The sequence below is a fragment of the Synechococcus sp. UW140 genome, assembly GCF_900474295.1.
Lineage (GTDB): Bacteria > Cyanobacteriota > Cyanobacteriia > PCC-6307 > Cyanobiaceae > Synechococcus_C.
Map to the genome: position 1 here is coordinate 159,061 of NZ_UCOB01000023.1, position 20,743 is coordinate 179,803.

22 protein-coding genes are annotated in these 20,743 nt (G+C 55.6%); 11 read left to right on the forward strand and 11 right to left on the reverse strand.

Features of this window, described 5'->3' with window-relative positions; genetic code table 11:
- Positions 1 to 18 precede the first annotated feature (18 nt).
- Positions 19 to 954, reverse strand: a complete 936-nt coding sequence (locus DXY10_RS09245) for a metal ABC transporter substrate-binding protein (RefSeq protein WP_170955768.1) — start codon at positions 952 to 954, stop codon at positions 19 to 21.
- A gap of 111 nt (positions 955 to 1,065) precedes the next feature.
- Between DXY10_RS09245 and DXY10_RS09250 the strand changes: the two genes are divergently transcribed.
- The 4 genes from DXY10_RS09250 (at position 1,066) to DXY10_RS15020 (ending at position 4,296) form a co-directional block, all read left to right on the forward strand.
- Positions 1,066 to 2,025 carry a permease gene (locus tag DXY10_RS09250; protein WP_115018838.1) on the forward strand — a complete coding sequence of 320 codons (960 nt, stop codon included), beginning with the start codon at positions 1,066 to 1,068 and terminating at the stop codon, positions 2,023 to 2,025.
- 5 nt (positions 2,026 to 2,030) lie between these two features.
- Positions 2,031 to 2,729, forward strand: a complete 699-nt coding sequence (locus DXY10_RS09255) for a TIGR03943 family protein (protein WP_115018840.1) — start codon at positions 2,031 to 2,033, stop codon at positions 2,727 to 2,729.
- Positions 2,726 to 4,096, forward strand: coding sequence for a hypothetical protein (locus tag DXY10_RS09260; protein WP_115018694.1), 1,371 nt, complete (start codon positions 2,726 to 2,728; stop codon positions 4,094 to 4,096). The genes DXY10_RS09255 and DXY10_RS09260 overlap by 4 nt, the downstream gene beginning before the upstream one ends.
- Positions 4,097 to 4,167: 71 nt before the next feature.
- Positions 4,168 to 4,296, forward strand: a complete 129-nt coding sequence (locus DXY10_RS15020) for a hypothetical protein (RefSeq protein ID WP_256359477.1) — start codon at positions 4,168 to 4,170, stop codon at positions 4,294 to 4,296.
- A gap of 167 nt (positions 4,297 to 4,463) precedes the next feature.
- Here DXY10_RS15020 and DXY10_RS09265 read toward each other — a convergent pair whose 3' ends face one another.
- The gene (locus DXY10_RS09265; RefSeq protein WP_115018696.1) at positions 4,464 to 4,745 is read right to left on the reverse strand and encodes a hypothetical protein; all 282 of its coding nucleotides are present in this window, start codon (positions 4,743 to 4,745) and stop codon (positions 4,464 to 4,466) included.
- A gap of 235 nt (positions 4,746 to 4,980) precedes the next feature.
- Between DXY10_RS09265 and DXY10_RS09270 the strand changes: the two genes are divergently transcribed.
- A complete protein-coding gene (locus DXY10_RS09270; RefSeq protein ID WP_115018698.1) occupies positions 4,981 to 5,166 on the forward strand; it encodes a hypothetical protein in 186 nt (61 codons plus the stop codon).
- A 157-nt stretch (positions 5,167 to 5,323) separates the two neighbouring features.
- Here the strand turns inward: DXY10_RS09270 and DXY10_RS09275 are convergent, their stop codons facing one another.
- Positions 5,324 to 6,052 (reverse strand): prohibitin family protein, encoded by a 729-nt coding sequence (locus tag DXY10_RS09275; protein WP_244282199.1) that lies wholly within the window; start codon positions 6,050 to 6,052, stop codon positions 5,324 to 5,326.
- 144 nt (positions 6,053 to 6,196) lie between these two features.
- On the opposite strand from DXY10_RS09275, the gene DXY10_RS09280 reads away from it, so the two are divergent.
- The gene (locus DXY10_RS09280; protein ID WP_115018843.1) at positions 6,197 to 6,862 is read left to right on the forward strand and encodes an SDR family oxidoreductase; all 666 of its coding nucleotides are present in this window, start codon (positions 6,197 to 6,199) and stop codon (positions 6,860 to 6,862) included.
- 33 nt (positions 6,863 to 6,895) lie between these two features.
- On the opposite strand, the gene DXY10_RS09285 is transcribed toward DXY10_RS09280, so the two are convergent.
- A complete protein-coding gene (locus DXY10_RS09285) occupies positions 6,896 to 8,122 on the reverse strand; it encodes a hypothetical protein (protein WP_115018699.1) in 1,227 nt (408 codons plus the stop codon).
- A 314-nt stretch (positions 8,123 to 8,436) separates the two neighbouring features.
- On the opposite strand from DXY10_RS09285, the gene DXY10_RS14620 reads away from it, so the two are divergent.
- On the forward strand, positions 8,437 to 8,598 hold the full coding sequence (locus DXY10_RS14620) for a hypothetical protein (protein ID WP_170955769.1): 162 nt from the start codon (positions 8,437 to 8,439) through the stop codon (positions 8,596 to 8,598).
- A gap of 488 nt (positions 8,599 to 9,086) precedes the next feature.
- On the opposite strand, the gene DXY10_RS09290 is transcribed toward DXY10_RS14620, so the two are convergent.
- Positions 9,087 to 10,838 carry an iron uptake porin gene (locus tag DXY10_RS09290; RefSeq protein ID WP_115018701.1) on the reverse strand — a complete coding sequence of 584 codons (1,752 nt, stop codon included), beginning with the start codon at positions 10,836 to 10,838 and terminating at the stop codon, positions 9,087 to 9,089.
- A 693-nt stretch (positions 10,839 to 11,531) separates the two neighbouring features.
- On the opposite strand from DXY10_RS09290, the gene DXY10_RS09300 reads away from it, so the two are divergent.
- Entirely contained in the window at positions 11,532 to 11,864 is a 333-nt protein-coding gene (locus tag DXY10_RS09300) for a GRAM domain-containing protein (protein ID WP_115018705.1), read from the forward strand.
- 74 nt (positions 11,865 to 11,938) lie between these two features.
- Here DXY10_RS09300 and DXY10_RS09305 read toward each other — a convergent pair whose 3' ends face one another.
- Positions 11,939 to 12,232, reverse strand: a complete 294-nt coding sequence (locus tag DXY10_RS09305; RefSeq protein WP_115018707.1) for a hypothetical protein — start codon at positions 12,230 to 12,232, stop codon at positions 11,939 to 11,941.
- Between the two features lie 411 nt (positions 12,233 to 12,643).
- Between DXY10_RS09305 and DXY10_RS09310 the strand changes: the two genes are divergently transcribed.
- On the forward strand, positions 12,644 to 12,925 hold the full coding sequence (locus DXY10_RS09310) for a hypothetical protein (protein WP_136989149.1): 282 nt from the start codon (positions 12,644 to 12,646) through the stop codon (positions 12,923 to 12,925).
- A gap of 72 nt (positions 12,926 to 12,997) precedes the next feature.
- Here the strand turns inward: DXY10_RS09310 and DXY10_RS09315 are convergent, their stop codons facing one another.
- Complete coding sequence (locus DXY10_RS09315; protein WP_115018710.1) at positions 12,998 to 13,354, reverse strand: hypothetical protein; 357 nt, start codon at positions 13,352 to 13,354, stop codon at positions 12,998 to 13,000.
- A gap of 217 nt (positions 13,355 to 13,571) precedes the next feature.
- On the opposite strand from DXY10_RS09315, the gene DXY10_RS14290 reads away from it, so the two are divergent.
- Positions 13,572 to 14,081: a hypothetical protein gene (locus DXY10_RS14290; RefSeq protein ID WP_136989151.1), complete on the forward strand. Its 510-nt coding sequence runs from the start codon at positions 13,572 to 13,574 to the stop codon at positions 14,079 to 14,081.
- A gap of 25 nt (positions 14,082 to 14,106) precedes the next feature.
- On the forward strand, positions 14,107 to 14,595 hold the full coding sequence (locus DXY10_RS09325; RefSeq protein ID WP_136989154.1) for a DUF6790 family protein: 489 nt from the start codon (positions 14,107 to 14,109) through the stop codon (positions 14,593 to 14,595).
- Positions 14,596 to 14,634: 39 nt separating this feature from the next.
- Here the strand turns inward: DXY10_RS09325 and DXY10_RS09330 are convergent, their stop codons facing one another.
- The 4 genes from DXY10_RS09330 to DXY10_RS09345 all read right to left on the reverse strand — a co-directional run bounded on the left by DXY10_RS09330 (position 14,635) and on the right by DXY10_RS09345 (position 20,740).
- Positions 14,635 to 15,111 carry a cupin domain-containing protein gene (locus DXY10_RS09330; RefSeq protein ID WP_115018715.1) on the reverse strand — a complete coding sequence of 159 codons (477 nt, stop codon included), beginning with the start codon at positions 15,109 to 15,111 and terminating at the stop codon, positions 14,635 to 14,637.
- A gap of 148 nt (positions 15,112 to 15,259) precedes the next feature.
- The gene (locus tag DXY10_RS09335; RefSeq protein WP_115018717.1) at positions 15,260 to 16,528 is read right to left on the reverse strand and encodes a VWA domain-containing protein; all 1,269 of its coding nucleotides are present in this window, start codon (positions 16,526 to 16,528) and stop codon (positions 15,260 to 15,262) included.
- Positions 16,525 to 17,100 carry a MerR family transcriptional regulator gene (locus DXY10_RS09340; RefSeq protein ID WP_115018719.1) on the reverse strand — a complete coding sequence of 192 codons (576 nt, stop codon included), beginning with the start codon at positions 17,098 to 17,100 and terminating at the stop codon, positions 16,525 to 16,527. The genes DXY10_RS09335 and DXY10_RS09340 overlap by 4 nt, the downstream gene beginning before the upstream one ends.
- A gap of 205 nt (positions 17,101 to 17,305) precedes the next feature.
- Positions 17,306 to 20,740: a DEAD/DEAH box helicase family protein gene (locus DXY10_RS09345; RefSeq protein WP_115018845.1), complete on the reverse strand. Its 3,435-nt coding sequence runs from the start codon at positions 20,738 to 20,740 to the stop codon at positions 17,306 to 17,308.
- Positions 20,741 to 20,743 lie beyond the last annotated feature (3 nt).

The window sequence follows — 20,743 nt, forward strand, 5'->3', positions numbered from 1 at the left end:
GGAGTGGTCTTGCTGCCTTTACTGGACAGCACTCCATCGCTGTTGCAGTCGTTCGGCAGAGGCTTGATTGCAGCTGCCTCCCTGGGCATTCACCACCGTGCAGGTGTTACTGGTGGCGGTTTCGATCAGGCTCTTGCCAGGTGCCGTGCCGTCCGCAAAAACGAGGTTCTTGGCAATGGGCTTGCCGCTGCTGCGACTGATGCGCTTCATGGTCTTGGAGACCGGGAATTGTTCGGGGAACAGCACTTTGGTCTTGGAGGCTTTTACGGCGTTGCTGATCGCTCTCAGGCTGGAGGGCCGCAGGGTGCCTCCGGTGGCGTAGTCGTCGATCATGGCCACGTGACGCATCCCGTAGCGGTCGGTGAAAAACTCAAACGCGAGATGCTCGGACACCAAAACGCGATGGTCAGCCGGGATGGTGGAGATCTGCTGACGGTTCCAAGTGTCGAGATCCTTGAGGATGGCGATCACGTTCTGCTGGCGTCGTTTCAGAGCCTGTTTCGATTCAGCATTAATCGGTAATTGTTGAAGAGCATCGGCCACCACATTGGCCATGGCACCCGTATTGGCAGGGCTGTGCCAAAGATGGGGATCCTTGTTGGGGTTATTTGGAACAGCGCGCTCGCCCACGGCGATCAGCTCGAAATTGCCGTCTAGACGACTGAGCGATGGGTTGAGGTTGTATCCATTAATCAGCACCAGTTCGGAGTTGCTGATATCTCTCCGGTTGGCCGGCGTGAGTTGAAAATGGTGGGGATCGGCGCCGGGTGGAATCAGACAGCGCACATCGGTGGCTCCGCCGGACAGGGTGCGGGTGAGATCGCAAAGCACCCCATCGCCTGCCACGACCGCTGGGGTTGCCGCTTGGGATGGTGATGGATTGGCCAGCCCTGTGGCTAAGCCTGCGGCGATCAATGCAGTGCTGCGCAGCAGGCGCGAATAACAGACGCCCATGAGGCAGACCAGAGAACGGCCGAATGATAACGGTTCTCATTCTTGGTGCAATGTCCGAGCTCTTCCCCATCGCGGCTGGGCCGGTGATGATTGGCCAAACCATTCACCTTCATGGCGCGATTGGCCACCGCCTGGGCGATCTTTCAAGGCTTGCTGCTTGAGTCGCTTCCCTTCCTTTTGTTAGGGGTCACGATTGCTGCGCTTGCCCGCTGGCTTGTGCCCCAAGCTGCTTGGGTGCGACGGTTGCCACGTCACCCGCTGCTGGCTCCTGTGGTCGGTGCCTTGCTCGGCTTCGCTCTGCCGGCCTGTGAGTGCGGCAATGTGCCCGTCGCCCGGCGCTTGCTGGCCAGCGGTGCCCCCCTTGGTACCGGCTTCGGTTTTTTGTTTGCGGCGCCTGTTCTCAATCCGATCGTGTTGGCCAGCACCTGGGCTGCATTCCCTGATCAGCCCTGGTTGCTATTCGCCCGTCCTCTGGGGGCCTTTGTGATTGCCATTGCCCTTAGTGCCCTGTTGGGGTTGATGGGGGAACGGGCCCTATTGGAGCCTGCCTTGCTCGAGGAGCGCCGGTTGACGCAGCCGCTCGCCGAAGTCGGCCTGCTGGAGCGGGGCAGTGGCGTTCTCGGCGCGGCTCCGATTCCCATTTCGCCCCGCCCTTCATCCCAGTCCATCTCGCTGTCGGACGTGCTGCTGCATAGCGGTCGAGAGTTCCTCGGGCTTTTGGTGTTGCTGGTGCTCGGATGTGCCCTGGCTGCAGCAGTTCAGTCCTGGTTGCCTCGCGCCTGGTTGCTGGCTGTGGGGTCGGCTCCGACTCTGTCGGTTCTGGCGCTGATGTTGCTGGCCCTTGTGGTTTCGGTCTGTTCGAGTGTGGATGCTTTTCTTGCGCTCGGTTTTGCTGCGCAGGTCACGCCTGGGGCGCTGCTGGCCTTCTTGTTATTGGGCCCGGTTGTGGACCTCAAGCTCGCTGGTCTGTTTACCGTGCTCCTGCGCCCCAAAGCGATTGCAGTCACCGCCTTGGCCGCGTCGCTGCTGGTGCTGCTGATCGGTCAGTGGGTGAACCTGGTGCAGCTTTGAACGTCATGACGCTTCGCCTTCGCTGGTCATCCCTGTCGCTTCCCCTGTTGTTGCTGTTGTGGGGTTGGGTGATGGTCTGGAGCACGGCATCCGGCCGTCTCGATCTGCTCCTGCGTTCCGTCTATCACCCGATTGTTGCTGTTGGCGGTGGCCTGTTGATCTTGATCGGCTTGCTGCAGCTGCGCTTGCTTCTGCGTCGCAAGCGGGCGGGGCAGGCCAGCCAAACTCTGCCTCGCGGCTGGTGGCTGACTGCGCTGGTGGCGCTGGCGATCATCGTCTTCCCGCCACAGCCTTCGTTTAATGATCTCGCCTCCAGTCGACCGAGCAGTCTCCCGGAGGCGCCGCGACTGGCGTTCGTGTTGCCACCTGAGCAGCGCACGCTCACCGAATGGGTGCGGCTCCTGCGCACACAGCCCGATCCGTCTCTGCATGCCGGGGCTCCGGTGTCGATCAGCGGTTTTGTGCTGAAGCGCCCGGGAGAACCTGCTCAGCTCGCCCGACTCATGGTGCGGTGTTGTCTGGCGGATGCCACGCCATCGGGTTTGCCTGTGCTGTGGCCGGAGGGCTTTGATCCGAAGCCTGATACCTGGCTGGATGTCAAGGGCAAGATGGTGACGCAGGAGCATGACGGTGCGCTGCGCAATGTTCTGGAGCCTTCAAGCTTGAAGGTCATCCCTCGACCTGAACGACCTCTGGAACCATGACCCGATCTGGTCTGTGGGCGTTGCCCCGTCCTTTGTTGCTGGCCCTGGGAGGTCTGACGGCGCTGGTGCTGGTCCAGCAACAAGTGCTGCTTCGCCGTCCACCCCGGTTGCAGATGTTGGCGATCCAGCCACTTCGTTCCGGGGCCGGCGCGCTCGATGTGCGTTTTAGTCGCCCGATGCAACGGGAGACGATCGCGGCCGAGAGCCGAATCAAGCCGGAGCTGTCCCATGCTTGGTTTGGTGCCGACAACGCCTGGCGATTGCTGCTCAACCGCACGGATCCCATCCAGTCTCCGCTGCAGCTGGATCTGGCTGGTGCTGATCGGCGCGGTCTGCGTGTCGCGCCGAGCCGTTGGTTTTGGGATCCACGGCCGACGTTACTGGCCGTCGTGCAGCTGAAAGAGGGCCAGCAATTGCAGCTGCAAGACCGTCAGGGATCCTGGGTGCCACTGAGCCCAGTGCTGCCTGGCATTTTTCAGGTGGAGCCATTCGGTGATGGCCGCGGCGTCGCCTTCGTCAGTGCTGACGACAACGGCGACCAGTTTGTCGACGTTCGACACCTAATGCCGCGATCCCTCGCGACCGATGCCGATGCAGTGGGGTCCCCTCTGGTGGGTGACCTGGAGCGGATCACCCAAAAACCCCAGTTGTTCGCGCATGTGAGCAGCAACCTCAGAGGGGATCTACTCGTTCAGGCCGGCCGGCTTGAGCCAGGGAGTGATCAGCTTTGGATGCGTAGCCCCGATGGGCGGCGCCGCGATTTGAGCCTGAAGGTGGCCGGTCCTATCCGTCTGTTGCCGGATGGCACTGGCTTGGTGGTGCCTGGGTACGACGGTCTGGAGCTGTTGTCCCTTCAGACCCTGCAGGATCAAGCCTCTGATCGGCAGACACTTCCAGGCAGTCGAGATCTGAGGGCGTTCTGCACTGGATCCGGCAGAGCTCTGCTTGTGCGTCATTGGCCGGACTATCGCCGGTCGGTGGAGTTGGTGATTCCCGGCCTTGCACCACGTCAGATCTGGCTGGGTGAGCAGGCCGTCATGGGGGTGGCCTGCGATAACGGGGGAGAACGCCTTTGGGTGGTGCTGCGCGATTCCCTGCCTAAGACTGTTGACACGCTGTTGTTGCTTGATCGCGATGGCAAGGTGCGCAAGCAACGCACCCTCGAGCCCTGGCTGATGGCACCGGATTCCATGTTGCGATTCGATCCTGTCAGCGATCAGCTGTTGCTGTCTGTGATCTCCAGTCGGCGCGCGCCTGGGCGCATCGCCTGGGTGGATGGCAGCACACTTGGCTTGCGGATCCAGGCCGAGCCGTCGGTGGTCAGCGCCACGCTGTTGCCGGCTGCCGGCAGGATCGAACGCTTCTAGGCCGGGCTGTCCTCTCTGGGGCCTGTCGTTTGAGGAAGGCCACTAACGTCGGCGCTGATGCGGACTTCAACGTGGGCGATTACACCGTGGCCATCTGGGCAACTATTGGCTTGATGGTGGTGTTCACCGTGCCGGTGGTTTGGCAGTTTCTGCAGCCCAACGATGATGATTTCGGTGATCTCACCAAACGCCAGAAATAAATTCGCCTGACGTCAGAGCGCCTTCTGTTGCGACTGCCTTTAGCACCTGCCCACGGAGGCTCCTGAGCTTGATAAAGGTGCGCAGCTCAGTGGCTGGGATGGGGCAACGCCTTGCGTCAGCGTCGCTGGCCATCCACTGCACGGTGCTGGTAGCTGAGTGGGTGGGATCAGCCTCGCGTTTGATTCATCGTTTTGAGGAACGCCTGAGGACCGCTCTCGAGATCCGGCAGTTCCATCGTGGCTTCGCGGCCTTCCAGCGCTGCGGTCAAAGACTCGATCATCTGGCTGTTGCCTGTGGCTTTCACAGCAGCGAGGGCTTTTTTCAGTCGTTCTTCGCGACTGCCTTGGTCTGGTGCACCTGAAGGGGTTGACCAAGTGCTGTAGTCAACGTTCGTGGTGGAGCGGACGCTGTTCAGCTGGTTGGCGAGGTTCTCCCACAGCAGCGGCATGGATCGTGGATGGCATTTGCGGAATTCTTTCCTGAGAGGGCCCCTGTCAGCCCAGTTGTGACATTTATCCACATGCTCAAGGGCAGGAGACGGATCGGCACACCCGCAGCCATGCTTAGCGACGACAAGCGTCAGTTTTTTATTCTTCAGAGATATAAATAAACATTGCGTAGTTATCAGGTTGAAGCCACTTTTGTCTCAATTGCATGAATTTGCGTAACCTTTTCGGGGCAAAATGGCGCGATCGCAAGACCTCGACAGCTTGGAGCTTCAGATTCCCTTTAGATTCTTCGGAGCGTTGCTCGTGGGCTCGTCCCTGCTATCGATGGCAAGAAGCCCGAAAGAATTTGTTCTGCTCGGAGGCACCTTCCTGTTTGGCCTCGGCACCCTCGAGCTTGCCCTTCATCTCGGCGGCTTCTAGGCCTCTGATCGGCACGTTGTACTGCGAGGCGTGATCACCTCGGAGCAGGAGTGATGGAGACCCTGGCTCCGAGTCCCTTCAGGGGGAGCTCAAAACCAGGGAGCATCTCGCAGCAAGTGGCTGGCGACTTGGCTCGTTTTGGTGTGGGGTCAGCGGGCTATTGCCGCCCCACAATCACTGGTGGGGTGCCGCCGGAGAGGCCTGGCACCACTTGGGTCTGACCGTCCCATTTGTCGAGGAACAGCTTATAGAGAACTCTGTCGTTCAGGCCTTTATTGAGGGTTTCGAACTTAATCGCTTCTTGTTCAGCGATCTTCACCTCGGTTTCGGCTTTGAGCAGGCGCTGCTCGGCAATTTGTTTTTGCTCGATAGCAGAACGGTATTCCTCAGCAATTTTGAGGCCGGTGAGATCAAGTCCTTTGACTTCCACATAGTCAAATTTTTCTAGCTCTTTGGCAACACTCTCCTCAACGATTGAGGAGATCTTGTTCCAATCTGTGGCGATCTCCACGAGCTCGTATTTTGAAAAGACGGATTTCAGTGATTTGAGCAGTGAAGGCTGAATGATCCGTGCGTAAATCCCTTCATTGCCTGTGGAGATGGTGCTGTAAACCCGTGGCGCTTCGGTGGATTTGACGGCGTATTTGATCGTTGCGGTCGCTTCGATCACCTGCAGGTCTTTGGTGAGGCTGGAGAATTCCTCAGGGCGAACCTGGGTGCGCACATTGAAGAAATGCACGGATTGCACGAATGGGGCCTTGAGATTCAGGCCAGGCAGGCGAGCTTCGTCACTTACTTTGCCCAGCGTTGTGATCACAGCCACCTGACCAGCAGGCACCACGAAAATGGCGGCAATGGCAACGATCAAAGCCGTAAAGGCTGCGATAACGGCGAGGGATGCCTGAGCCCCAGGCTGGTTGGGGGACACGTTTTGCACTCAGTTGTTCTTGTTGCCTTGATTATGGGCAGGGTTTGCAAGTCGGTGCGGCGTCTTGACCAATCAGGATGGTGGCTTGCCTCAGCTGCTGGGATGGCTTCGTTTCTGGTCACGGGCGCAAACCGCGGCATTGGATTGGAATACTGCAGGCAGTTGCAGGCGCGCGGAGAGCAGGTGATCGCGGTCTGCCGGGAGGCTTCCCCGGCCCTCGATGCTCTGGGCGTGAGGATCGAATCGGGGATCGAGCTCACGCGTGGGGTGTGCATCACTGACTTGGTGAAACGCTTAGCCGGCATGCCCCTCGATGGGGTGATTCTCAATGCGGGTTTGCTTCAGTCGATGGGGTTGGAGGATCTTGATGTCGAGGCGATTCGGCGTCAGTTCGAAGTGAATGCCCTTGCACCGTTGCTGCTGGCTCGGGCTCTGGTGGATCAGATGCCCTACGGCGCCAAGTTGGCGCTGATGACCAGTCGCATGGGCTCCATCGATGACAACACCTCCGGTGGCTCCTACGGCTACAGGATGTCGAAGGTGGCCCTCAACATTGCTGGCAAGTCGCTGGCGGTCGATCTGGCATCGCGAGGCATCGCAGTGGCGATCTTGCATCCGGGATTGGTGCGAACACGCATGATCAACTTCAATCCCCATGGCATCACTCCGGCCGCGTCGGTGCAGGGGCTACTGGCGCGGATCGATGCACTCACGCTCGAGAGCAGCGGTACCTTCTGGCATGCCAACGGTGAGGTGCTGCCCTGGTGAGCGGTTCCCATCGGCGGCTGTCGCTCTCTTTCCTCAACTGCCCGGTGGCAGGGTGAACCAGCAGAGTGCCACGCTCACGCTGCTGAAGGCCACAACGGTGAGCGGCCAGATCTCGTCCATGGTGTGCAGGCGCTTGGCCATCACGTCATGGTCGTGCCCTTCGGGAAGCTGTTTGAGCTCGCTGTAGCGGCGGCCGATCCAGATCACCAGCACGAAGGCCAAGAGTGTCACCACATAGGCGATCACATAGACCTGGTCGAGGAAGGTGAGGAAGGGAAGCTGCGGCAGCTCATCACGGTAGGTCTGCTGCAGAAAGACGAGCGTGAGCAGCACGGTGATCGGAATGCCAGCGCGGGCATCCTGTTGATCTGGCTCCAATTTGAACACCAGTAGCACCATCGCCATCACCACGAGTAGCGGCAGGATCAGTCGCCAGAACGCCGACCATGACGACGTGCCGAAGGCAATGTCGAAGACCACAGTGCTGTAGGCCACCTGATTTCCGCCCAATGCGAAATTCGTGGCGTAGGTATGCCGGTACTCGGCGATCGACCAGCTGCGTTTAAGCCAGCCGATGATTCCGGAGAACAGGCCCACACCGCTGTTCTCCACATCCGGTACGAATCGAAGGTTGGTGTATTCGAAGACGCCGTCGACATCATCGGCCTCCAGCACAATCGGCAGGCTCACGGTGATGAAGGGGAAGTGACGAAAGCTGGCCCTGTCGCTATAGAAACGGCCGATGTAGGAGAACCGCTGGTAATAGCTACCATCCGGCATGCGTTTTGCATCCCCTATTGGGTGCAGTCCCGGATCGGCATCGGAGATCAGTTCGTTGGCGAGGATGATTCGATCCTCAAGGCCAAGGTTGTTCTGTTCTAGATATTGCTGCAGGGCTTCCCCCCAGCTCATCCAGAGGTAGCCGCGGGCCTCGAAGCTGGGAACGCTGAGGTCAAGGTCGTAGGTGTTGGTGGAGTAAATGCCCACCTGCACGCGATACAACGCCTTATCAGCATCGCTGGCATCCAGAAGGAGGCTCTCTTGCTCTGGGGGGTGGCTTCGTAGGGACGTCCAGCCATCCAGCTCGGTTCGGTCAGCACGAAGCACCTGATGGCGCGGAGCTGAGCTGAGCTGCAGTTTGTCGGTTCTCTCTTCAGTGCTGAAGTTGAGCTGGCTGATGCCGCTGATGCCCAGTACTAGCGCCAGCAACAGCGCGACTGCGGCTAGGAAGTTCCAGCGTTTCTGCTTGAAGGAAGCCATGAAGGCTTGAGTAAGGCATTGGTATTTGTCTGCTTTTTAGCCAGGCTGCGGCTCATCGCCACTTGGATGCCAGGTTCTTGCCATTGGATCAGGACAGTCGATACACCATGCCGCCATGGCCAATCACGGTGCCATGAGCTCGATCGGTGACCACTTTCAGGTGATCAGAGTGGTCGATTGGTATTGCCAACTGAATGACTAGAGACGGGTGACAGAAAGCATTGGACGCCAAGGAAGGATCGCCCCTTGAAGAGCTTGACGAGTCGCAGTTGCTATCGACTCCTCGCTTAACTGGAGATCGATGCGGCGCGACTATGGCTCGCGGTAAGGACAAACCGAACAAAGACGATTACAAGGGACTGCAGCCCGAGACCCTTCGATGGTGGAACGACAGGGTTGATCTGCTCGTCTCCGAACAGCGGGGTGGTGATGCACTCGCCCTCACTGACGAGTTCATCAATCCCCAGTCCAAGTAACCGCTTATGCGGCGCATTGACGTCTGTTACGCAGGGGGGGCACAAACGGCATCGAAGCCTGAGATACCAGCTAATATGTTGAGAACTATGCCTATTGTTGCCACTTAATTTCCCTAGGTGATGGAGACTAGATTGTGTGCTTATGGTAGTGGCTGAAGAGATGACAAGCCCCCTGGTACATGCAGCTGGGCTTTGCATGGCCGTCTCTAAGATTCAAGAATCAGGCAATGATTGGCCGCAATACACCAGAGCATCATCGATGGGCATTGTTAGGTAAGGCGTTATCAGGTAAGAAACAATGCCCGAACTAAAAACCTACATCCAGGCGCTTTGATGTCATGCAGTCTCAACCCCCGGTTGCGTGATGCTGATGTTAAGGTGTTAATCGCTGGATGCTCTTGGGCATTTTGCACGAATAGAAATTGCGCTGCTGCAAGCAATTGAGAGGCAATGCCTCCTCTTAGGGCATTGCCTCTTAGAGCATTGGTTCAGAACTTAAATGTGCTTTTAAGAATTGCTCCAAAGTTGTTGAAGGCCCCATCTCCTGTATTTAGCTTCGCGTTTGTAACTGCTCCGAGAGGCCTGCTCAAATAGTAGATGGCCGGGGTTACAGAAATATAATCGCTAATCTGAAATTTATACCAGCCTTCCCATGCATAATTGCCGTCGTTAATGTAATTGCCATTGTTCGTGTACCTATTCCCAGATTTCGAGGTGTTGTCCCAGCTTGTCACGAATGTCGGTTGTCCTACGGCCATTCCAAGGGTGTTGCCAATAAGGAATGCATCATCCCATTCCAAGCCTATAGACCATGATTGATACACAGCACTTGTTGCAAGCTCTTTGTATATTCCCTCGGAATTCATTTTACTGTAACCCCATCCAGCGCTAATGCTGGGATACCAAGCTGATTTGAGTGGGGACCACCATGCACTTAAGCCAAATGAATTTGCGTTTCCAATCTGGCTAATTTGTGCAGCAAAGTTTGTTGCAGATCCAGAGTAGATTCCCGCACCATTTATTCCTGAAGAATATGTATAAGCAGCTGCAAGCCCCCAATTGTCTGGTGCGTAAGCAATTTGCACAGTGCCATTGGAGCAGGCTGCATCTGTGCCAATGCCACCTGCGGGGTTAAAGGGAGTACCCCCTTCCAGTTGTCTTGCTCCATATTTCCCTTTGTTCGGGCTGCTAAATTGACCATTGCAACTCACATAATTAGCGCTAACGCTAAATTCGTTAGAGGTCCACGAAATTCCGCCGCCAGCGCCTAGTGTCTTGTCATAAACTGCTGGTGCCCCTGCATAGCTAAAGAAATTAAGTACTGATTCGCGACTGTAGGCGCCAGGCCATATCGCAAGCATTTCATCTTGTCTTACTATAGGACCCGCTGTGACTTGTAGGTTGCGGCCTACTGGAAATTGATAAAACAATCGATTGACACTTAAGGAGTCTGGGATTTTTGGCTCCCCAAATGTAACCGCTAGTGCACTAAGGCCCACGTAGCCGCCGGCTCCAATTCTACTTGCGTAAAAAGGAGTGTTCTGAAAATTTCCAGCTCGCAGCATGGTTCGCAAGAGGTCTTTTCCTGTGAAGCTTGTATCAACAAAAAGGCGGATATCGTAATTAAAAGTGGTAGCCCCGCTTAATTCAGAAGCGACCTTTGAGCGGCGTGTTCCGAAGCCACCGATCACGTCATATTGTCCCATATTATTTTTCTGTATTTCAAAGTAATCTCTACCTTGTTGGGCATCACCGCCATAGCTGTTGGCGCCGATCACGAAGGTGGTCTGGCCTCTCAGCTTGGTGGTGGTGGAGAACTGGGTGGCTTCCAGTTCGCCTACGCGGGCTTCCAAACCGTCAACGCGGCCCTTGAGGATGGCGAGTTCACGCTCGAACTCTTTCATCAGGCGCTTCAGTTCGTCGGTCACTTCAGTGATCCGGTCGAGGCAAGTGTTCAGCAGTGCGGCCGCTTCAAAGCGGGTCATCGCACGGTTACCGCGGTAGGTGCCGTTCGGGTAGCCGGCGACGCAGCCGTAGCGCTCGATCAGGTTCGACAGAGCCTGGTAGGCCCAGTCAGTCGGAACCACATCCGAGAATTGGGTGATGCTGGTGACCTGCTCGCCAGAAGCGGCGTAGTCAGACACACCGTTGATATTCAGGTCGCTGGCGTTTGCAGCCACAGGCGCCAAAAGCCCCAAGGCGGCAGGAGCAGCAAGGCCAAGGGACAGGCGGCGCAGCATTAGGCATGGGCAAGTGCGCGCATGATGCTGTCCTGCCGAGAGCCGCGCTTGTAATCGCAATTTTTCGGCAGGGATAGTCAAGAAAAAACCCAGTTCCTTGCGGGGTGGTGGTTGCCTCCTTCCCAATCATTCAGACCTTTCTGCTATCAACTCTTGAGCGAAGTAGAGAGACTGTTTACCTGCGTTTGGTCTCGTACCACCTGTCAACAGGGCGTCGATCACGACCGCGAGGAGCCCAGGATGGAAGTCCAAATTGATTGCCCCCACCGTGGATGGCTTCTAGCTCTTGATCAGTAACCTCTTGGATTGGAACAGTTTGAGTCGTCATCAGCTTGATGTGCATGTGATGTGTGGGGTAGTGCCCCCTCGACTCCTTCAAGATCACAGCCCTTCTGGTGAACCCAACTGCACTGCTGTGGTGAGGATGGTGGCAAGTTCTGGTGAAGACCTGGTGAAATGCTCAGCCCCCCTGCTGTCACTGGGCATCACCCGCAAAAACTCCTCTCATTGCGGGGCCAGCCGTTGAAGCGGACATTGACGTTTCCCTGTCGCTTCTCTGGGTTGGAGCCACGCCGAGATGCCAGTCAACTGTCCAAAAAACCACGATTGATCTCAGCAAGTCCAGCATTCAAAAGGGCTTTTGCTGACAGCAGCGCTTTGCTCAATATCCTGAGTTCAGTGAAGCATGGAGTCATGCAAACCAAGCTTGAAGCGGGCGAAGCGATTATTCGAAAATCGCCGGCCAATCACCAGCGCGGTATCGAGACGGTTGGAGGCAGGCTGTACCTCACTCAGCAGCGTTTGATTTTTGAGGCACACGCCTTCAATGTTCAGACAGGGGCTACGGTTGTTCCCTTGCCCAGTATTACTACCTTAAGGAAAGACTGGACGCTTCTGTTTGGCGCCATCCCTGTATTCCCCAATTGTCTTGTGGTGTCCTCCCAAGCAGGAGATGACAATCGCTTTACTCTGTTCCGTCGCACACCTTGGATCGAAGAAATCCAAAAGCTAAAAGGTATGACATAGGTTTGATTTGATTTTGCCCCGGTCTTTCTTGCTCTGCTTTTTCGAATTCTTCCTTGCTCAAGGTGCATAGGCTCTTAATAGTTTCTGCCTTTTAAGTAGTTTTTGATCGCTTTATGGGCAATCAATGCCACCAGAGATGATGCTGCAATCACAATGCTACCTCCGGTGATGTCGCCTTGGAGTAAGGCAATAAAACCAAAGAATGCAATCAGGAAGAGGAAAGCGTAGATCGCTGCAACGCCTCGCCACAGGAAGGCGTTGAGATCACCGTTGTAGAAGATCACTTGTCTCGTTGCGATTGCGTTCTGGCGATGCTGATGCGTGCATGCGTGTTCAGGATGGATGGCGATGGTGCTTGTCTTGATCAAGCTTGATTTGGTGTTCCAAGCTGTGGATCGCAGAGACGCCGAAAGGACGGGGCAAGCAGAGCTGGCAAGGCTTAGACGTTTCCAGTCTTCGGAACTGTCTGTGTACCCTTCAAAAGGAAGGCCGCCCTTCCGTGGTGGAAAGACGGCCTACGTCGCTCGCTTGTGCATGGTTCAACCCCGTCACTGCAGAAGAGAGAGGTAGGGGCGAAGCGTCTGGCGATGGCGTCCCTGGGGCCATGACGTCCAGGTGTGTGGCTGATGCAGCTCCGGGGCACCTGTGGCGATGCAATGGAGTGTCGATTCACGGGGCGGACCTGAAACGCCCGTGAAAGGACCAGCCTCACGGATGGGTGGAAACTGTTGGAGCAGGGGCCAAAAAGTCAGTCTGCTTCTGGGGTTTGCTCAGGTGGAGTGTCGGCTGTCATCAGCGCCTCCGATCTCGATGCAGTCACTTTGGGTGAGGTGACCTGGTTTGCCTATCAGTGTTCATGCGCATTGCCTTTTTGTGCTGGTTCAGCTGAAAGTGGCAATGGCTTGCCTACAGCAGAACGCCCCACCGTGGTGGCGGGGCGTTCTGGATATCGCGGCCTGGTCTCGGTCGGTGATGACGTCGTTGTTGGGGTCCTTCACCGTGCATTCACGATCGCCTCGTTGTCGTGCTGCGGCTGTGAGTTGGCTCACGTCGATCGGTGAGCTGACGCATAGGCCTCCTCGTTTCAGTTCGATGCCATGGCTCCTAGAAGAGCCAGGACTGTTGGTTGTTGATCAAAAATCGGCGGCGAAATCGTCAGTCACTGTGGGCAGCATCTCTGCCATCAGTTGGTCTTGGCTTGGCGTTGCAGGTCGCTTGAGGCTGTCCACCTCCTCTTGAAGCATGCGCATGTGGGTGGTCATTTGCCGGGTGAGGTTCTCGAGTGCTTCAGTGCGCTCCTTCAGCTTGGTGAGAGCATCCCGCGCTGCCTGGTCTGTGGCTGTGATTGACGCTGGTGCTGCGATCACAGAGCGCAGGGCCAGCTGCATCGCTGCGTTCAGATCCAGGCCGTTGGTCAGCGCGTAGGCCTCAAACTTGTCCAGCAAGGCTGCATCGCATTCCAGGGTCAGGGACCTGGTGCTGGAAGTCATCACAACACAGGCATCTCAGCTGCCAGGCGACACGCGGGCTGAATGTAGATCCGCCCATCTGTCCCTGCGCTGCGGATCAGGCAGTCAAGGCTGTTCAGCTTCAACTTGGTCACGCGAGCGCATGCTTGGTAACAGCTGATACGCGGATGACGCAGTTGAAACGTTTGCCCCGAAATTCCAGTATCCATAGTAAAAAGCGGTGAAATTGATCCCGACTATGCAAGGGCTTCTGAGAAGACTGGGCATCCTCAAGCCGGAAAAGTCTGAGACAACTCCTCCGGTCAGGTCTTTTCTGTCCTGCAAGATCTCGTCGGGACAGATTGATTGCAATTGGAAGCTTCGCGACGAAACCAAAAAGCTTGTTTCCAAGAGTTATGACTCAACCCTTATTTTAAGGCTTAAGAGCATCGCTACGGGTGATTCTTCCCGTGGAATGACTGCGGTGATTGAAGCCGAAACCAGCATCTGGAAAGAGGCCGCCACGATCAACATGCCGACTGAGAGCGGCAAGTTAATGCTGGAGTTGGGTTACAGAGATGCTGATGGCGTTTTCATCACCCTTGAGTTTTCGCTGATTGATCTAGGTCCGATCGTGGTTCCAATGCCTCAAGATCAGGATTGGTTCGCAGTGAAAGAGATGCCAAGCTTGCACCAAAGGATGTATGAGTTGGCCTCCAAAAACCTTTCCATTGGTGGATCAGAGACGTTTCAGGATCTTCGTGGTTAGAGAGGGATAGTTGGCCCCACGTCCAATGCAACTCCCTTCTGGGCCTGGCCCCTCTCAGCGTCTGATGCAGCTCACCTGGTTGTTGGGCTTCGTTGGTTTCTGGGGAGGGTTTGGCGCACTGCAGCGTGGTGATCTGGTGTCGGCGACGGCCTGGATCAGTAGTTGGGTGGTTGGTGGAGTGGGTGTGGTGTCGTTTTTACGCCATGCCGTGTTTCACCGCAGTGATGCAAAGCGGATGAACTGGGACTATGGCAAGCGCAACGATTTTCAGCTGGAGGCGGGGTTTGCCAACCTCGCCTGGGGATTGGTCGGATTGATCGCTTGGGCGCAAGCCTGGGCGATGCAGACGCAGGGCGCTGTGATTCTTGTGTTTGGAATTTATATGGCGCAGGCGGCAGGATTGCACCTGTTTGATCCAAGCCAGCGCAACGCTAAGCGTGCAGCACAGCTGGTGAATGTTGTGTTTGCGGCCTGCCTGCTGTTGTTCGGCTCGTTGGCACTTCTCCACGCTTGATCGCGCTCCAGCCAAAGAGCGCAAGCGCCGATGCCTGCGTCAGGGTTGCGATGCAGGCACGAGATCAATCACTACGGCAGTGGCGGGTTGTGCCGAGTTGTTCATCCAGCCATGGCGTACACCGCTCGACTCGAACACGGCGTCACCTGCCTGGCGCTGGATCCTTCGCTGCCCGGTGCCGTCTTGGCGCACTTCGATCAGGTTGCCGCTGAGGATGTAGGCGACGCCGGGGCGGCGCTGGTGTTCATGCCAGGCCACGGATCCGCCGGGTGCGATGGTGATCCGCCGCGTGCGCAGCACCCGTCCTTCCAGGCCTGCAAACTCCTGGGAGAGATCCACGCTGCCAAGGGGTTGCACCGTCACCTTCGCGGTGCTGGATGGTGCATCACCTGAGGCGGGGCGTTGTTCCGCTGCGGGTGTGACGCTGTTGGCCAGCGGCGGCTGATGGAGTGAGCAGGCGGCAGCAGGCAGAGCCATTGAAGCGAGGCTGAACAACAGCGAGGCCGTTGTGCGCATGACCGAGGGGAATGGTTGGCCTCATCATCGCGGTGGAGAGGAGGGTGGCGACCGGCGCGTTGGTGTGGTCACGATCCCTGGCTGATGACGGTTCAGTGTGGTTTTCAAGATCCAGGGCGAGACCCAGGGCGAGAGCCAGGGCCGAGGCTTAGTCCCCTGTGGCCTGGGTGTCGTCCCATACATGCACGCTGGAGCGCAGTGCTTCACGGCGGAGATGTTTGCGGCTTTTGTTGCGGTCGCTTTTGAGCATTGCCCGTCGCTGTGTCAGGGCGACCCGCTCGGCCACGATTGCGTCGCTCGTGGGCATGGAGGCAAGGGAGTGGTCGATGGCCATCAGGCACTGATCAGCTGTTTGAAGATCGTCGGCATCAAGCGCATCGATGGCTCGTTGGCGGTCGCGATTGGCCTGGAGCAAGGCGAACTGTTCAGCCACCAGGGGATCAACATCCATGGCTGCTAATTCTTCTGCCGGTAGCACTGGCAACGTGAGCGGCACCCGAACACTGTGACGTTGCTCATCCCCAGGTTCCTCCCAAGCCAACCGCAGCGTGGCGATTTCGTTGTTGGCCTTCCACGGTGGCAATTGCAAGCGCACAGCTACATGCAGTTCATGGCCGAATTGGAGGTTGGGCAGCTGCCAGTTGCCATAGGCCGTTTGCGGTAGGTCGTTGAGTGCGTCGATCAGTTCGGCGCCTTGAACCGTGCGTAGGCCGAGGCTGATGCGTTTGGCTGCGGTGTTGGTGAGGCCATTGAGTTCGTTGGCGTACAGATCAGCCAACTGATCTGGGTTGTCGATGAATGCCAGGGTGCCGTCACCGCCGCTGGCGATGGCTCCCATCAGGTCTTCGTCAAAGCCATCTCCCAATCCGAAGGCGCTGGTGCTGACGCCACGGCTGCTGAGGCCAGCCACTTGCTGGGCGATGACCTCCGCTTCTGTGGTCCCGTGGTTGGTGTGGCCATCGGAGAGCAGCAACACCCGATTCATTACTTGGGGGTTGAGCTGTTCAGCGACTTGCCTCGCTCCAGTGACCCAGCCGAGCTGAAGATCGGTCATGCCGCGAGCCTCGATGCTGTTGATGGCGCGCACGAACACCTCCGGGTTTTTGACCGGCATGGATGGCACCAAGACGTCGGCGTCGTGATCGAAGACCACGATCGCCAGCCGATCGGCGGGCGTGAGCTCTCGAGCAAGAAAACAGGCGGCTTTGCGGGCTTGGCTTAAGGGCGCACCGTTCATGGAGCCGGAGCGGTCGATCACTAGCGCAAGGTTGAGGGGCGTGCGCTTTTGCGTGGTGTTCGGGGCCGGTGGTGGCACCACGCTGATCAGCAGATCGAGGCGACCTGGTGCATCGGCAGAGACGGCGGGCCGTAGAGGCCGGAAGCGAAGGGATGGTGCTGGGGCTTGGCTGTTGCTCATGGGGTGTCGGGATTGAAATGGTCGTTGAGGGATTGCGTGAGCTGCTCCAGCCAGTGCTCTCGTCGCGGCCCCGCCGGTGGAATCGGCACGGCATCGCTGAGGTGCAGTTCCACTCCGGGCGCGAGGTCGATGCGTTGCCAGTGGCTGGTGGCACTTGTGCTGGTGCTGAAGGAGCGGCGTTGGTGTGATCGCGACCGGTGCACAGGCGGGCTTGAAGGCAGTTCCTCGAGGTAGGCGAGTGCCTGGTTGTTGTCCAACAGCGGAGCTGCCATCGCTTCTGTTGGTTCCGGCAGCAGAGCGCTGAGTTGGTGGGCGAGCTCGTCGTCGCTGGCGGCCGTCAGCGGTGCGATGGCGGAGAGGCTGAGCCCGCGTGCAGCCAAGCTGCGGATCAGCAGCAATTGCCGTAGCTGGCGTTGGCCATAGATCGCCCTACGGCCATCGCGGCCGGGGCGATCGATCAGTCCTTCGGTGGCATAGAGGCGAACGGTGCGTGGGTTGAGGGGTTCCCCCAGCTGATCGCTGGCCTGAGCGAGGAGCTGATCGAGGCTGTAACTGGGGGGATCTGGATCCATCCCTTAATCATGTGCACTTGCAGTGCAACTGTCAATGAGTAAAGGCTGAGAGTTCTGGCGATCTCGTTTGGGTTGTTTCCATCGCCAGCCCAGCCGCTCACCTCAGCGTTGCGCTCTCCGAATCTGAAAACCCAGCGGGAAGCAGCACTGACGGAGCACTTGAAGAAGGTGCGCAGCCACATCGATCTGCTAACGCAAGGGATTTCTATGCCGCTTCTTGATATGAGGCTCTTGAGCGAATAAAAGCCATCAGATTGCAGATCTTATCTACCTCATCTGGTTGGAAAATTTGCTCTGGGCCTTCAGGTGCCATGTCTGTAAAGGGAGCTTGATAAAGCATCTCTGGCTCCATCACGCCATACTGAGTAAGATAATTGATGATTTCGTTGATAAATTGAATCTGCGTTGAGTTGTATATTCCTTCAGTCAGGAATTCGGAAAATACCTCCTTGGCTGCTTTGCGGTCTAAACCAATCAAACTGCGAACAAAGATGCCAAGGCCATTGTCTTCCTCCTTGATTTGGTTGAGCATTGCTTGCGACCCAGCTCCATGCTCTAAAAGAAATTGTTCAAGTTCTATGAGGTCGCTGGCTGTTAAAGCTTGATTTCTGCGAAGACGCTGAATAGTTAAATTGTCCTGATACTGTTGAAGAATATTTCTGGTTTTTAGCCTGAATTTTCTGAACTCATCATTTGTGATTAAGTGAGTACTATCAATTTCACTGCCTTCACCAATTTGATCCTCAAAGTCTGTGTAGACAGGCTTGCGAGCCTTCTTCTCGATAATCCCAATTAGAGAACGAAGCTTGCGCCGAACGTTTTCAAGCATTATTGGATTAATATCTTGCCACCATTCATTGGTCTGAATTTCTTGGATAAGAGGGAGCTGGCTAAGCACCATTGGTATAGTTTCTTTCTCTACTAAGAGCCCAGCAATTTCCTGCACTTGCTGCTGTAGCTTTAGAAAGACAGAATCGTTTTGAAGGTGTGCTATTTGAAGCTTGTACAACAGTAGGTCGAATCGTCGAGCGTCAGGATCATCTTTTTTTTGCCCAAATGGTAGGTAAGCAATCGTGCTGGAGAGTTCATTGCGCGCTGCTTCATTTATTGAGTTCCATTCATTTGCATTGCTGAATCGTTCGACCATCTGAAGGTGTGGCCTAACCAGGAAGTTATCTGGATTGCAGGAAGAAACCTCAGCTTTCAGGAGACCTGCTATTTGGGCTCGATGTGAACCAAGATCTTTCGGTAGCTCTGTAGTTTGATCAGTCAGAAAACCCAAATTTGTATTTCTGTGACCGCCTTGATCTAAGGCAAGAAGTAAATCAAGCCGGATTTTGAACAGCTTGGTTGCCATCGTTTCTTGGTTTGATCCGCTCTCAGTGCCGCCTTGTCCCAAGAAAAATTCCAAGTTCTGGCAGTAGTCAAAAATCCAAAAGAAGCTTTTATCTTCTCCTGGGCCAAAGAGATCAGGGCAAAGTCGAGTTCCTCTACCGAGCATCTGCCAAAACTTAGTTTTGGATCGCACCAACTTGAAGAAAATCAGGTTGACAATCTCTGGCACATCTATACCGGTGTCCAGCATGTCCACAGAAATGGCAATGTCGAGAGGGTTGGCTGGATCAGAGAATTCATCAATCAGGCTTTGTGCATAGGTCGTACGGTTATCGATCACGCGTGCACAGCGCCCAATCAAATGGGGATAGTTGGCGTCAAAGCGCTCCTGAATAAAAACAGCGTGATCATGGTTCTTGGCGAAAATGATCGTTTTCCCGATACGGTCACTGTCTTCCGCACGTTGTCCATGCGTCAGCAGATGCTCGAGGACCTTGTCGACTGTGTCGGTATTAAATAGCCACTTGTTGATGGCTCCTGATTCAACCGTGGTAGGTGTGGTTTGCCCCTCGTCCCAATCGATCTCATCCCATTCCGCTTTGTCTTCGTCAGAAAGTTCATCATATCGAATACCATCCCGAACAAAACGAAGAGGAACTGAAATTGCGCGAAACGGTGTGAGGTATTTATCTTCAATAGCTTGATCAAGCCCATATTCATCGGTTGGCATGCCGACGTCTAGGCCAAAGAGTCGGTAGGTGTTCTTGTCTACTTCATCTTTTGGAGTCGCTGTTAGACCAACAAGCAGGCTGTCGAAATAATCAAAGATCGCACCATACTTCTGGTAAACACTCCGGTGAGCCTCGTCAATGACAACCAGGTCAAAGTGGCCAACGCCGAAACGTCGTTGACCTGAGTTTTCTTGTGAGTCGATTAGGTTGAGGATTGTTGGGTAGGTACTTAGGAATACGCGCCCTTCCCCATGCCGGTTAGTGACCAAATTGACCGGAGAACAATCTGGAAGATGTTCTTTGAATGCTTTTTCAGCCTGATTGACCAAAGCTGTGCGATCAGCCAAAAACAGAATGCGCTTGACCCAATTAGATCGAATCAAGAGATCACAAAGGCTTATGACTGTGCGCGTTTTGCCGGTTCCTGTGGCCATCACGAGCAAGCTCTTTCGATGCTTCTTCTCGAGGGATTCAGTGATGCAACGTATAGCCCGTTCTTGGTAGTAGCGCTCAGTGATTCGCTTATTGATGTTGAGTTCCTGCAGTGGCTTGATGCTGTCACGTCGCCGAATGAGGAGCTCTAGTTCATCTTTTTTATAAAATCCTTGAACGTCTCTTGGTGGGTAATTGATGTCATCCCAGATCAGATGCCGGTAACCATTGGAGAGGAAGATGATTGGCCGTTGGCCGAATTGTTGCTCTAAACAGTCAGCATAGAGCTTGGCCTGTTGTTGGCCAATCTTGGGATCCTTGCTAGTGCGTTTGGCTTCAACAAGAGCCAAAGGTTTACCGTCATCCCCCCAAAGCACATAGTCAACAAAGCCTTCCCCTGTTTCGTTGGGCATGCCATTGACTTCAACTTCATCAGAGCGGCCATGATCTAGGCGCCAGCCTGTTTCCTCTAAGTAGTGATCGATATAGAGCTGACGGGTCTGAAATTCGGTGAGATCTTCTTCTGGTTGCTGCTGAGCCTGGTTAACAGCTTTGAGGGCTTCGAGTTCCTTCTTGGCGTGTTCGAGTTCTATCTGATGAGAACTGCTTTCGGCTTGAGCTGCTCTTAGTTGTTGATCACGCTCAGCCAGTTGATCAGCTAATGCTGCAAGTTGCTGACGCGTCTGCTCAAAAACTTGACCTCCCTTCGGTAGCAGGGTTTTGTCAAAACGTAGGCCACGAATATTTTGGGCGTTACGTCCATAAGTAAGTGCAAGCCAACGTAGTACTTGAAAGATTTCTGATGCGGCTAGAACCGATTCCGCTTGCTTGATTGGTTCATTTTTGTGAACAGCATCATTCCCTAAATTTTTGACATACTTAATTCTCTCGAAGTGTTTAGGGCCTACCAGTTCTCGAAAATCATAGTTATGAATTAAAGATGAGAGATTCGTCTCGTATGGGCGACGCAGTGTGGAATCGTATTCATAAATCCACTCCACCATTAGCTCAACAGTGCGGCGGGCGTAAAAGCAAGCGGTGCGAGGATCGTTGAGGGCAAACGCCTCAACCTGCTCAGCTTCTTTGCAGAGCTCCGGCCATTCTTTAGCGATTAGACCGTATTGAGATTGCTGATTGTTCATGGC